A 13,166-nucleotide genomic window follows, 5' to 3' on the forward strand; every position below is an offset into this window, starting at 1 on the left:
CCGCGCTGGCAGCAGATGGCAGCGCGGCTTTTTCGTGTCCATGCTTCTTTGCCTCGGCGCGAATCCCGCTACATTGTCCCTGCAATGTCCCGCACGCCCAAACCGCTTCCGCTCACAACCACACAGGCTCGGCAGATCTGGCTGCATGCCCAGCGACTGGACGAGCGAATCCCTTTTGGTGACGGCGCGCAGGCCGTCGCGGACGCGGTCGCGCATCTCGGCTATGTGCAGATCGACACGATCAACGTCATCGAGCGCTGCCATCACCATATCCTGTTCAGCCGGATCCCGGCCTACCGACGCGCCGATCTTCGCCAAGCCCAGAGCGTCGACAAAAGCGTGTTCGAATACTGGACCCATGCGCTGTCCTACGTGCCGGCGAGCGACTTCCGCTTCTTCCTGCCGGCGATGCGCGAGCACCGGCGCGAGGGGCACAAATGGTTCGCTTCGGTGAAGCCGGCGGACACGCGCAAGGTGATGCGGCTGGTGCGCGGCGGTCCGCTGACGATCCGCGACATCGACGACGATGTGCTCGTCGAGAAGGAGCATTTGTGGCAGAGCCGCAAGCCCTCGAAGCGCGCCTTGCAGCTTGCCTTCTATACCGGCGCCGTCACCATCAGCGAGCGACAGGGCATGCTCAAGACCTATGAGCTGATGACGCGGCATTTCGGCTGGGACAAGCTGCCGAAGCCGGCATCGGCAGGGGAGACGACCGCCTATCTGCTCGACCGCGCGCTGCGCTCGCAGGGCGTGGTCAGCCTCGATTCGATCTGTCATCTCGACGCACCGAGCAAGAAGCCGGTCGCGCGCCTGATCGCCTCGCGCGTCCGCCGCGGCGAACTCGTGCCTGTTACGATCGAGGGAGCCGGCAAGCAGGAGCATTGGGCCCCGCCCGCTGCGCTGAAGCCGCATGAGGTGCCGCCCGATCTCGTCCACATCCTCTCGCCGTTCGATCCGCTGATCATTCAGCGCAAGCGCACCAATTTGATCTTCGGCTACAATCATCTGTTCGAAGCCTATGTGCCGAAGGCCAAGCGCAAGCTCGGCTACTTCGCGCTGCCCGTGCTGGTCGGCGACGAGATCGTAGCTGCGCTCGACCTCAAGACCGACCGGCAGAACAAGAAGCTGTTGATGCAGAAATGGACGTGGGTCGGCGAGGGCAAGAAGACGGGACGGCGCAAGGAGCTGAAGCGTGTGATCGAGGACGAGCTCGATCGTTTCGAGCGATTTCAATTGGCAGAGTGAGGTAGATTGCAGGTGGATTGGCAAAGCGTATTCCGCGAGCGCTTGTATCCGCACAGACCGAGGAAGCGAGTTGCCTTTGCTTTTGGAGCTGCGGCGAACGCTAGCTCGCCCGACGCTTCGCAACGAGCCGATCGATGAAGATTCCGAAGAGAATCCCGATCGCGTAGGCCACCAGATTCCATAGCGAGAAGATGCGCCCGAGCAGCAGCGCGCCGACCGTGCTGAGCCTGAATGCATCGAGCCATGGCGTGTGAACCAGCCGGGAGAACTCGACGGCGATGGCGATGGCGGCTGCGATCGCCGCAAGACCGCTTCCCGTCAGCCGCGGCAGCAACACCCCGACCAGCAAGAACACCATCGTCGCCCACAACAGCGAGCCGCCGTACTTCACGATGAAGGCGGGCAGGCCGAGCGGGAAACCGTACCAGCGCAAGCTGAGCCCGCAGACGATCACCGCGAGCGCAAGGATGGCGCGGACCAGCGATCTCCGGAGCAGCGCGACAGGTCTATCCGGCTGCGCTACGCGCATTGCTTGCTCCATTGACTCTTTGCTCGCGATGCTCAAAACCGCCGCTCAGCCCTAGAAAAGCAACAACGGGGGAAGCCATGAGCCAAACCACTTACGCCGGTTCCGCCGGCGGTGCCAAGAACGCCAACAAGAGCGACATCGAGACCTCGACCATCCGTGCGATCTCCTGGCGCCTGATTCCATTCCTGGTTCTGGCCTACTTCTTCTCCTATCTCGACCGGGTCAATCTTGGCTTCGCCGCGCTGACCATGAATGCGGATCTGAAGTTCACGCCACTGATCTTCTCCTGGGGCGCCGGCATCTTCTTCATCGGCTATTTCATCTTCGAGGTGCCGAGCAACCTGGCTCTTGAGAAGTTCGGCGCGAGCCGCTGGATCGCCCGCATCATGGTGAGCTGGGGCATCATCTCCGCTCTGATGGCCATGGTCAGCGGTGTCACCAGCTTCTATGTCCTGCGCTTCCTGCTCGGCGTCGCCGAGGCCGGCTTCTTCCCCGGCATCATTCTCTATCTCACCTATTGGTATCCGGCCGAATATCGCGCCCGCTTCCTCGCAGCTTTCGCCATTGCGGTGCCGGTCTCGACCGTGATCGGGGCGCCGATCTCGGGCCTCTTGCTCGGGCTTGACGGCATGATGGGGCTGAAGGGCTGGCAGTGGCTGTTCATCATCGAGGGCATCCCGTCCGTGCTGCTCGGCATCGTCACCTGGTTCTATCTCACCGACAAGCCGGAGAAGGCGGACTGGCTTTCGGCCGAGCAGAAGGCGTGGCTCAAGGCCAAGCTCGACTCGGAAATCGCGGCCAAGCAGGCGGTGAAGCATTTCTCGCTCGGTGAAGCGCTGTCTTCGCCGAAGGTGATCGCGCTCAGCCTGATCTATTTCGGCTTCGTCGGCGCGCTCTATGGCATGCAGTTCTGGCTGCCGCAGATCGTCAAGGCGTTCGGCCTCACCAACGCGCAGACCGGCTTCGTCACGGCGATTCCCTATCTGTTCGGCACCATCGCCATGATCTTGTGGGCGCGGCATTCGGATGCGACGCGCGAGCGCGTGATGCATGTCGGCGCGCCCTTGCTGCTCACCGCGGTTGCGCTCGGCATCTCTTCCTATCTCGCGGATCCGACGCTCACGATGGTGGCGCTGACGGTGGCCGCGATCGGCGTGTTCTGCTGCTTCGGCGTGTTCTGGACCCTGCCGACTGCCTGGCTGTCCGGCACGGCCGCGGCCGGCGGCATCGCCCTGATCAACTCGATCGGCAATCTCGCCGGCTTCGGCGGACCGTACCTGATCGGCTGGGTCAAGGAAGCCACTGGCCAGACTTCGACGGGTCTGCTGGTGCTCGCGGTGCTGCCCCTGATCGCCGGCCTCCTGGTCTTCGTCGGCGGCCACGACAGCAAGCACGAGTTCGCTGGCCACGGGCGGTAGGAATGTCCGGAGGTGGAAAACGCGCTCTTGTGCGCCATGCCACCTCATCTCCTTCGCAAGCTGACGCCACACCTTGCCCGTCCCTGCAATGGGACTTTTTCGACGTGGCTTCTCAATCCCACCACCCCTTAACGATCACGCATTCCTGATGACTGACGATTATTGACTTTCGTCACTAGTTAGTCGACAGTTCCTGCAATTGAGATGCAGGAGTGTTCGCCGATGTTCGTCAGGTCGGTTTTATCGAGCTATTCCAGGCTGTTGGCGGGAGTGTCGCTCGCCCTGATGGCCGCTGTGCTGACCGGGTGCAATGATACCGTCGCCGAGAAGGCTGAGCCGCCGCGCCCGGTTCTGGTGGCGACCGCGAATTATAATGCCGAAACGCCGGAGCGCAGCTTTGTCGGCACCATCAGGCCGCGCATCGAGAGCGATCTCGGCTTCCGCGTCGCCGGCAAGGTCGCCAAACGCCTGGTCGAGGTCGGCCAGACGGTTGAAGTCGGCCAGCCGCTCGCGACCCTCGATGAGGTCGACCTGAAGCTGCAGGCTGAGCAGGCCGTCGCCGAGCAGACCGCCGCCACCGGCGTTCTGGCCCAGGCCGCTGCAGCCGAGCAGCGTGCCAAGGATCTGAAGGCCAAGGGCTGGACCACCGATGCGCAGCTGGATTCAAGCCGCGCTGCCGCCGATGAAGCCCGTGCGCGCCTCAATCGGGCCGAGCGCTCGGTCGAGTTGACCAAGAATTCCCTTTCCTACGCGACGCTCGCTGCCGACGCCCGCGGCGTCGTCACCGCAACGCTGATCGAGCCCGGCCAGGTGGTTGCCGCGGGCCAGGCTTCGATCCGTGTCGCCCGCTTTGCCGAAAAGGAAGCGGTCGTCGCGATCCCTGAGACGCTGGTCGGACGCGCCAAGTCGGGCGTCGCCAGCGTCACTCTTTGGTCCGAGCCGAACAAGAAGTATGCGGCGAAGCTGCGCGAGATCGCGCCTGCCGCCGATCCGGCCACCCGCACCTATCTGGCGAAGTTCTCGCTGCCCGAGGCGGACGACAAGGTCTCGCTCGGCATGACGGCGACCTTGACGCTGTCGGATGCCGCGACCGAGCGGGTCGCGCGACTGCCGCTGTCGGCGCTGTTCAACGAAGGCGGCAAACCCTCCTTCTACGTCGTCGACGACAATGGGAACGTCTCGCTGAAGCCGGTCACGGTGAAGTCCTATGAAAGCAAGGACGTCGTCATCACCGGCGGCGTGGAAGAGGGCGCCAAGATCGTCGCACTCGGCGTTCAGAAGCTCGATCCCGGCCAGCGGGTGCGGATCGTGTCGTCGTTGTCTTTCTAACTACCCGTCATTCCGGGCCGGCCCTGCGGGGCGCCCGGAATGACGTGAAGAGTAAGTTCCGTCCTTGCAAGGCGAGTTTCGGCCCGAGCGCAAATGCTGGGGCTGAAGCGGCGAAGCGATCCAGAACCTGCCCAGCCCCCTGGGTTGCTTCGCTGCCTCGCGATGACGGTTTGAACAGAGCGGCTGTCGTTTTTGCAACTGGATCGTCTTTCGGAGAGAGCGATGAAGCGCTTCAACCTTTCGGCCTGGGCCGTGAGCCATCAGACGCTGGTTCTCTTCCTGATGATCGTGCTCGGCGCCGCCGGCTTCTTCTCCTATCAGAAGCTCGGCCGCGCCGAGGATCCGTTCTTCACGGTGAAGGTGGTCAACGTCTCCGTGATTTGGCCGGGCGCGACCGCGCAGGAGATGCAGACCCAGGTCGCCGATCCCATCGAGAAGAAGATCCAGGAGCTGCCCTATTTCGAGAAGGTGCAGACTTATTCCAAGCCCGCCTTCACCGCGCTCCAGGTCACCTTCCGCGACAACACGCCGCCGAAGGACGTGCCTTATCTCTTTTATCTCCTGCGCAAGAAGCTGGTCGACGTGCAGGGCCAGTTGCCTGCGGGGATTCTGGGGCCCGTCGTCAACGACGAGTTCTCCGACGTCGATTCCATCCTGTACATGATGACCGGGGACGGCGCCGACTATGCCCAGCTCAAGAAGGTGTCGGAAGGATTCCGTCAGCGACTGCTGAAGGTGCCGGGCGTGACCAAGGTCGACGTCTACGGCAATCAGGACGAGCGCATCTTCGTCGAGTTCAGCCATGCCAAGCTTGCCACGCTCGGCATCACGCCGCAGGCGCTGTTCGATTCGCTCGCCAAGCAGAACAACGTGACCCCGGCCGGTACGGTCGAGACCTCCTCGCAGCGCGTGCCGCTGCGCGTCACCGGCGCGCTCGACGGCGCCAAGGCCGTGGCCGAGACGCCGGTCGAGAGCAACGGCCGCGTGTTCCGCCTCGGCGACATCGCCACCGTCACTCACGGCTACGTCGATCCGCCCAGCTTCGTCGTGCGGCAGGAAGGCAAGCCGGCGATCGGCATCGGCGTCGTCACTGCCAAGGGCGCCAACATCCTCGATCTCGGCAAGGAGGTCGAGAAGGCGACGGCCGACTTCATGAAGGCCGTGCCGCAGGGCATCGATGTCAAGCTGATCGCCGACCAGCCCAAGGTGGTCGAGCACGCCGTCGGCGAGTTCGTGCGCTCCTTCATGGAGGCGCTCGTCATCGTGCTGTTCGTCTCGTTCCTGGCGCTTGGTTGGCGCACCGGCATCGTGGTTGCGCTGTCGGTGCCGCTCGTGCTCGGTATCGTCTTCATCGTCATGAACGCGATGTCGCTCGACCTGCATCGCATCACGCTCGGCGCGCTGATCATCGCGCTCGGCCTGCTCGTCGACGACGCCATCATCGCGGTCGAGATGATGGTGGTGAAGATGGAGCAGGGCTGGGACCGCATGCGCGCGGCGTCCTTTGCCTGGGAATCGACTGCGTTTCCGATGCTCACGGGAACGCTGGTGACCGCAGCTGGCTTCCTCCCCATCGGCTTCGCCAATTCAGCGGTCGGCGAATATGCCGGCAGCATCTTCTGGATCGTGGCGATCGCGCTGGTCGCGTCCTGGTTCGTGGCGGTGATCTTCACCCCCTATATCGGCGTCAAGCTGTTGCCCGACATGAAGGCGCATCACAACCACGATCCGCATGCGGTCTACGAGACCCGCATGTATCGGGGCCTGCGCGCCATCGTGCGATGGTGCGTCAACCATCGCATCACCGTGGTGGTGGCGACCGTCGGCGTCTTCGTGGCCTCGATCGTCGGCTTCGGCCAGGTCCAGCAGCAGTTCTTCCCGCTGTCGGAGCGACCCGAGCTGTTCTTCCAGCTCCGCCTGCCCGAGGGCACCGCTTTCAACGTCACCGAGAAGGCGGTGAAGAAGGCCGAGACGCTGCTGAAGGACGACAAGGACATCGAGACCTACACGTCCTATGTCGGCCAGGGCTCGCCGCGCTTCTGGCTCGGCCTCAATCCGCAACTGCCGAACGAGGCCTTCGCCGAGATCGTGATCGTCGCCAAGGGCGTCGAGGCACGCGAGCGCATCAAGGCCAAGATCGAGAATGCGGTCGCCGATGGCATGCTGACAGAGGCGCGCGTTCGCGTCGACCGCTTCAATTTCGGCCCGCCGGTGGGCTTCCCCGTGCAGTTCCGTGTGATCGGCCCGGATGCCAACAAGGTGCGCGAAATCGCCTACCAGGTCCGCGACGTCATGCGCCAGAACAAGAGCGTCAAGGACGTCCAGCTCGACTGGAACGAACAGTCGCCCTACCTCAAGCTCGTCGTCGACCAGGACCGCGCCCGCGCCATGGGCCTGACTCCTCAGGACGTCTCGCAGGCGCTGGCGATGCTGATCTCGGGTTCGCAGGTCACGACCGTGCGGGACGGCATCGAGAAGGTCGGCGTAGTGGCCCGTGCGATCCCGTCCGAGCGCCTCGACCTCGGCGGCGTCGGCGATCTCACCATCACATCGCGCAACGGGGTGGCCGTGCCGCTGCAGCAGATCGCCAGGATCGAGTATGCCCACGAAGAGCCGATCATGTGGCGGCGCAACCGCGACATGGCGATCACCGTGCGCTCCGACGTCGTCGACGGCGTACAGGCGCCCGATGTCACCAACCAGATCACGCCGAAGCTGAAGCCGATCATGGATCACCTCGAGCCGGCCTACCGGATCGAGCCGGGCGGCGCGTTCGAGGAATCCGCCAAGGGTAATGCCTCGATCTTCATCCTCTTCCCGGTGATGGTCATGGTGATGCTGACGCTGCTGATGATCCAGCTGCAGAGCTTCTCGCGCCTGATCCTGGTGTTCCTGACCGCGCCGCTCGGCATCGTCGGCGCCTCGCTTGGCCTCAACGTCGCCAACGCGCCGTTCGGTTTCGTTGCGCTGCTCGGGCTGATCGCGCTCGCCGGCATGATCATGCGCAACACGGTCATCCTGGTCGACCAGATCGAGACCGACGTCTCGCACGGCCTGACCCGGCGCGAGGCGATCGTGGAGGCCACCGTCCGCCGCGCCCGTCCGGTGGTGTTGACGGCGCTGGCCGCCATTCTCGCCATGATCCCGCTGACTCGCTCGGCCTTCTGGGGCCCGATGGCGATCACCATCATGGGCGGCCTGTTCGTCGCGACCTTCCTCACGCTATTGTACCTGCCGGGCCTCTATGCGCTGTGGTTCAGGAAGAGCCTGGACGAGGCTGGTTCAGTCGAACAGCCTGCCGCGTCGCAGCATGGCAGCGATGAACATCCGGCAATTCCGCTTGCTGAAGCGGCTGAATAAGTGAGATGAAGTGCAGATTGACGAGTCCTGACAGATGACACTGGTTGCGGAACATATCGAAGGCGACACCCGGGACCGTATTCTCGAGGTGGCCGAGCGGCTGTTCCGCCAGATCGGCTACCAGAAGACCACGGTCGGCGATATCGCCAAGGAGCTCCGGATGAGCCCCGCCAACGTCTATCGCTTCTTCGAATCGAAGAAGGCGATCCATCAGGCGGTGGCACGCTCGCTGATGGGCGAGGTCGAGCTTGAGGCCCAGCGGATCGTCGCAAAGCCCGGGCCGGTCAGGGAGCGCTTTCGCGAGTTGCTCACCACCATCCACCGCATGAACACCGAGCGCTATGTCGGTGACAACAAGCTGCACGAGATGGTCGAGATCGCGATGCAGGAGGATTGGCAGGTCTGCGTCAATCATATGGAGTGTATCGCCGGCGTCGTCGGCCAGATGATCGCGCAAGGCGTCGCCTCCGGCGAGTTTGAGGCGCCCGACCTGCAACTGGCTGCGCTCTGCTCGTGCACCGCGATGATGCGCTTCTTCCACCCCCAGATGATCGCCCAGTGCGCCACCAAGCCCGGCCCGACCATCGACCAGATGATCGATTTCGTCATCACCGGTCTGTCGCCGCGCCACTGACGGGGCGGGGCAATTTCTCCTATAAGCGAATTGCTGCCCGTGGCGGGCAAGGACGGATCAACAAACCCCGTCATTGCGAGCGCAGCGAAGCCAATCCAGGCTGTTCCTAAGGAGGGATTCTGGATTGCTTCGCTGCGCTCGCAATGACGAGTACGGAGAAGCAAGCGCGTGACCGATAAAGACCTGTATTTCTACGAGCCCTCCAAGGGCCACGGCCTGAAGCACGATCCCTTCAACGCCATCATCGCGCCGCGGCCGATCGGCTGGATCTCATCCCGCGACGCCAAGGGCCACGTCAATCTGGCGCCCTACAGCTTCTTCAATGCGTTCTGCTACGTGCCGCCGATCATCGGCTTCTCCTCCACCAACTGGAAGGACACGGTCTCGAACATGGAGCAGACCAGGGAGTTCGTCTGGAATCTCACGACCATGGATCTTGCCAAGCACATGAACGCGACCGCCGCGCATGTCGCTCCTGAGGTCGACGAGTTCAAGCTTGCCGGGCTCACCGCCGTCCCGGGCAAGCTCGTCAACGTGCCGCGCGTCGGCGAGAGCCCCGTTGCTTTCGAGTGCAAGGTGTCCGACATCGTCCGCCTCAAAGGCGCCGACGGTAAGCAGGCCGATGCCTGGCTGACGCTCGGCGAGGTCGTCGCCGTCTACATCGACAAGGCCCTGATCAAGGACGGCGTCTACCAGACCGCCGCGGCCCGCCCCATCGTCCGCGCCGGCCGCCGCGGCGACTATTTCGAGATCAAGCCGGAAAACATGTTCGAGATGATCCGGCCGGATTAGGCCACTCCGTCATTCCGGGGCGCGCCGCCAGGCGCGAGCCCGGAATCCATTCACCCGCCAACCTCCGCCGGACGATGGCTTCTCGGGTGCGCAATTGCGCACCATAGCTCGCGCTTCGCTTGCCCCGGAATGACGGTGGGGGACCGGTGCGGCCAACCTTCCCCCTCCCGGAACTGCCCCCACGCTCTGGCCGTTATGGTCCCGGAGCGGCGGCCCGGCCGCGTCAATGTCGCAGGCGAAGTGTTCGCCTCCACCGGCCACTTTCCGCTAAAATACCCGCCAACCGCGCCGATGCATGAGGTCAGCCATGAGCTTCCGCCGCGACACCGTCACAAAGCCGATTTTTTCCTGGGCGCGCGGCGTGCTGCCGTCGATGTCCGACACCGAGCGCGAGGCGCTGGAGGCGGGTGACGTCTGGTGGGACGCCGATCTCTTCACCGGCAACCCGGATTGGTCGAAGCTGCTGAAGGTGCCGCAGGCCGTGCTGACTGAAGAGGAGCGGGCCTTCCTCAATGGTCCCGTCGACGAGCTCTGCGCCATGCTCGACGAGTGGAAGATCTTCTGGGAATGGCGCGACCTGCCGCCGGACGTCTGGCATTTCGTCAAGCGCGAGAAGTTCTTCGGCATGATCATTCCGAAGGAGTTCGGCGGCCTCGGCTTCTCGCCTTACGCGCATTCGGAAGTGGTGCGCAAGATTTCGACCCGCTCGATCGCCGCGGCCGTCACCGTGATGGTGCCGAACTCGCTCGGTCCCGGCGAGCTCCTGATGCGCTTCGGCACGAAAGAGCAGCAGCAGCGCTGGCTGCCGCGCCTTGCCGACGGCCGTGACATTCCTTGCTTCGGGCTCACCAGCCCCGAAGCCGGCTCCGACGCCGCCTCGATGGTCGACACCGGCATCATCTGCAAGTGTGAGTTCGAGGGCCGCGAAGTCCTGGGCCTCAGGCTCAACTGGCACAAGCGCTACATCACGCTCGGCCCGGTCGCGACGCTGCTTGGTCTTGCCTTCAAGGCATATGATCCGGATCACCTCGTGGGGAGCCAGGACGAACTCGGCATCACCGTGGCGCTGATCCCGACCAATCTGCCGGGCGTCGAGATCGGCCAACGCCATCTGCCGTCGATGCAGGTGTTCCAGAACGGCCCGAATTGGGGCCGCGATGTCTTCATTCCGCTCGACTACGTCATCGGCGGCAAGGAGCGCCTCGGGCAGGGCTGGAAGATGCTGATGACGGCGCTCGCCGCCGGCCGCGGCATCTCGCTGCCGTCGCTCTCTGCCGCGGGCACAGCCTATGCCGCGCGGACCACCGGCGCCTACGCCCGCATCCGCGAGCAGTTCGGGATCTCCATCTCCAAGTTCGAAGGCGTCGAGGAGCCGCTGGCGCGCATCGTTGCGACCGCGTACCAGCTCGATGCGGCACGGCGGCTGACCTGCGCAGCGCTGAATGCCGGCATTCATCCCGCCGTCATCTCAGGCATCATGAAGCTGCATGCGACGGAGCGGATGCGCATTGCGATCGATGACGCCATGGACATCCATGGCGGCAAGGCCGTGATCGACGGTCCGCAAAACTATCTCGGCAATCTCCATCGCGCCGTGCCGGTCGGCATCACGGTCGAAGGCGCCAACATCCTGACCCGCAACCTCATCGTGTTCGGGCAGGGAGCCATTCGCGCGCATCCTTATCTGCTCGACGAGATGAACGCGCTTGCCGATACCGATCGCGAGCGCGGCCTCGGCGCCTTCGACAAGGCGTTCTGGAAGCATGTCGGCCACAGCTTCCTGACGCTGTTCCGGGCCTTCGGCCGCAGCTGGACCTTTGGCGCCTTCGCACCGGCGCCGGATGCGGGCGACGCCACGCCATTCTACCGCCAGCTCTCGCGCTACTCCGCAGCCTTTGCGCTCTGCGCCGACATGGCGCTGCTGACGCTCGGCGGCGCGCTCAAGCGCAAGGAGATGCTGTCGGCGCGCTTCGGCGACATCCTCTCAGAGCTGTATCTGCTCTCGGCGGCGCTGAAGCGCTGGCAGGACGAGGGCAGGCAAAAGGAAGATTTTGCCGCTCTGGAATGGTGCATGGCGACGGGCTTCAAAACCATCGAGAACCGGTTTGCCGAAATCCTCGCCAACCTGCCCAACCGCTTCGTCGCAGCTGTCCTCAAGTTCGTGGTCCAGCCGTTCGGCGCACGCGTGCTCGGCCCCTCCGACCGGGTCGTGCACCAATGCGCGAGCCTCGTGCTCGAGCCGTCCGCAGCGCGCGAGCGCCTCACGCCCGATCTGGCTTATGTCGACGACGACGGCGGCTTTGCCCGTCTCGAGCGCGCGTTCGAGCTGGTCGCAAGCACCGACGCCGTCGCCAGGCGCATGCGCGCCGCGCATGTCCGCGATTGGAAGCAAGCGGTTGCCAAGGGCGTGATCACGCAGGCCGAAGGCGAGCAGCTCGCCGCGGCCCGCGAAGCCGTGAGGGGCGTGATCGAGGTCGACGATTTCGCGCCTGAGGCGCTGTCGCCGATTTACAAGAAAACCGGCGACGTGCATCAGTTCTTCCAGGAACTCGGAGAGCAGAGGGCGGCGAGCTGATGGCACGACCGGTATTCATCGTCGACGGCAGCAGGACGCCGTTCCTGAAGGCGCGCTCGGGGCCCGGGCCGTTCACGCCGGTCGATCTCGCCGTGCAGTGCGGCCGGCCGCTTCTGGCGCGCCAGTCGTTTGCGCCCGATAGCTTCGACCAGGTCATCCTCGGCTGCGTCAACGTGGTCGCGGACGAGATGAATCCCGCCCGAGTCGCCGCGCTTCGGCTCGGCATGGGCGAGGACATGGTCGCCTTCACCGTGCAGATCAATTGCGGCTCCGGGATGCAGTCGATCGACACCGCCTATCGCTACATCCGTGAGGGCCATGCCGATATGATCCTCGCCGGCGGCACCGAGGCACTGAGCCATGCGCCGCTGGTCTGGCCCAATTCGGGCGTGCGCTGGTTTGCGGGTCTCGCCACCGCCAGAGGCATGGCCGCCAAGCTCGCGGCTGCGTTCAAATTGCGGCCCCGCGATCTCAAGCCGGTCATCGGCCTCGAGCGCGGGCTGACCGATCCCGTCACCGAGCTGAACATGGGGCAGACGGCCGAGGTCGTCGGTCATCTCTTTGGCATCACGCGGGCGCAGTCCGATGCCTATGCCGCCGAGAGCCATCGCCGGCTCGCGCATGCGCAAAGCGCCGGGTTTCTCAAGGGCGAAGTCGAAACCGCGTTCTCCCGCGACGGCAAGTTCTTCGACCATGACGACGGCGTGCGGCCGGATTCGACGGTCGAGTCACTCGCAAAGCTCCGGCCGGTGTTCGAGCGTCCCTGGGGACAGGTCACCGCCGGCAATTCCTCGCAGATCACAGACGGCGCCTCGTGGGTGATCCTCGCCTCGGACGCGGCGGTCGCAAAGCACAAGCTGACGCCGAAGGCTGCGATCGTCGACAGCCACTGGGCTGCGCTCGATCCCAGCATCATGGGGCTCGGTCCGGTGATGTCGGCGACGCCGCTGCTTCAGCGCAACGACCTCACCATCAAGGACGTCGAGACCTGGGAGCTGAACGAGGCTTTTGCCACGCAGGTGCTCGGCTGTCTCGCCGCCTGGAACGACGACAAATTCTGCCGCGAGATCCTCGGTCTCGACGGCGCGGCCGGCCAGATCGAGCGTGAGAGGCTGAATGTCGACGGCGGCGCCATCTCGCTCGGTCATCCCGTCGGCACCTCGGGCAACCGTATCGTGCTGCATCTCGTCAACGCAATGAAGCGGCTCGGCACGCGACGTGGCGTCGCCACTGAATGCATCGGCGGCGGTCTCGGCGGCGCGATGCTGATCGAGGCGGTGTGAC

The 13,166-nt window shown here is 64.5% G+C and carries 9 protein-coding genes; 8 read left to right on the forward strand and 1 reads right to left on the reverse strand.

Annotated features, from left to right (window positions below; all coding sequences use genetic code 11):
* Positions 1 to 84 precede the first annotated feature (84 nt).
* On the forward strand, positions 85 to 1,245 hold the full coding sequence (locus tag K408_RS0126125; RefSeq protein ID WP_024341415.1) for a winged helix-turn-helix domain-containing protein: 1,161 nt from the start codon (positions 85 to 87) through the stop codon (positions 1,243 to 1,245).
* 100 nt (positions 1,246 to 1,345) lie between these two features.
* Here the strand turns inward: K408_RS0126125 and K408_RS0126130 are convergent, their stop codons facing one another.
* Positions 1,346 to 1,774 (reverse strand): ribosomal maturation YjgA family protein, encoded by a 429-nt coding sequence (locus tag K408_RS0126130; protein WP_024341416.1) that lies wholly within the window; start codon positions 1,772 to 1,774, stop codon positions 1,346 to 1,348.
* A 77-nt stretch (positions 1,775 to 1,851) separates the two neighbouring features.
* Between K408_RS0126130 and K408_RS0126135 the strand changes: the two genes are divergently transcribed.
* From K408_RS0126135 to K408_RS0126165, 7 genes are all read left to right on the forward strand, one after another.
* Complete coding sequence (locus tag K408_RS0126135) at positions 1,852 to 3,192, forward strand: MFS transporter (RefSeq protein ID WP_024341417.1); 1,341 nt, start codon at positions 1,852 to 1,854, stop codon at positions 3,190 to 3,192.
* Positions 3,193 to 3,414: 222 nt separating this feature from the next.
* Positions 3,415 to 4,521, forward strand: a complete 1,107-nt coding sequence (locus K408_RS0126140; protein WP_024341418.1) for an efflux RND transporter periplasmic adaptor subunit — start codon at positions 3,415 to 3,417, stop codon at positions 4,519 to 4,521.
* 222 nt (positions 4,522 to 4,743) lie between these two features.
* On the forward strand, positions 4,744 to 7,881 hold the full coding sequence (locus tag K408_RS0126145) for an efflux RND transporter permease subunit (RefSeq protein ID WP_024341419.1): 3,138 nt from the start codon (positions 4,744 to 4,746) through the stop codon (positions 7,879 to 7,881).
* Positions 7,882 to 7,915: 34 nt separating this feature from the next.
* Positions 7,916 to 8,515, forward strand: coding sequence for a TetR/AcrR family transcriptional regulator (locus tag K408_RS0126150; RefSeq protein ID WP_024341420.1), 600 nt, complete (start codon positions 7,916 to 7,918; stop codon positions 8,513 to 8,515).
* A gap of 168 nt (positions 8,516 to 8,683) precedes the next feature.
* Positions 8,684 to 9,307: a flavin reductase family protein gene (locus K408_RS0126155; protein WP_024341421.1), complete on the forward strand. Its 624-nt coding sequence runs from the start codon at positions 8,684 to 8,686 to the stop codon at positions 9,305 to 9,307.
* Between the two features lie 307 nt (positions 9,308 to 9,614).
* Entirely contained in the window at positions 9,615 to 11,882 is a 2,268-nt protein-coding gene (locus tag K408_RS0126160) for an acyl-CoA dehydrogenase (RefSeq protein ID WP_024341422.1), read from the forward strand.
* On the forward strand, positions 11,882 to 13,165 hold the full coding sequence (locus K408_RS0126165) for an acetyl-CoA C-acetyltransferase (RefSeq protein ID WP_024341423.1): 1,284 nt from the start codon (positions 11,882 to 11,884) through the stop codon (positions 13,163 to 13,165). Before K408_RS0126160 ends, K408_RS0126165 begins: the two co-directional genes overlap by 1 nt.
* Position 13,166: the final 1 nt, after the last annotated feature.

It is taken from the genome of Bradyrhizobium sp. in8p8 (assembly GCF_000426845.1).
GTDB lineage: Bacteria > Pseudomonadota > Alphaproteobacteria > Rhizobiales > Xanthobacteraceae > Bradyrhizobium > Bradyrhizobium japonicum_C.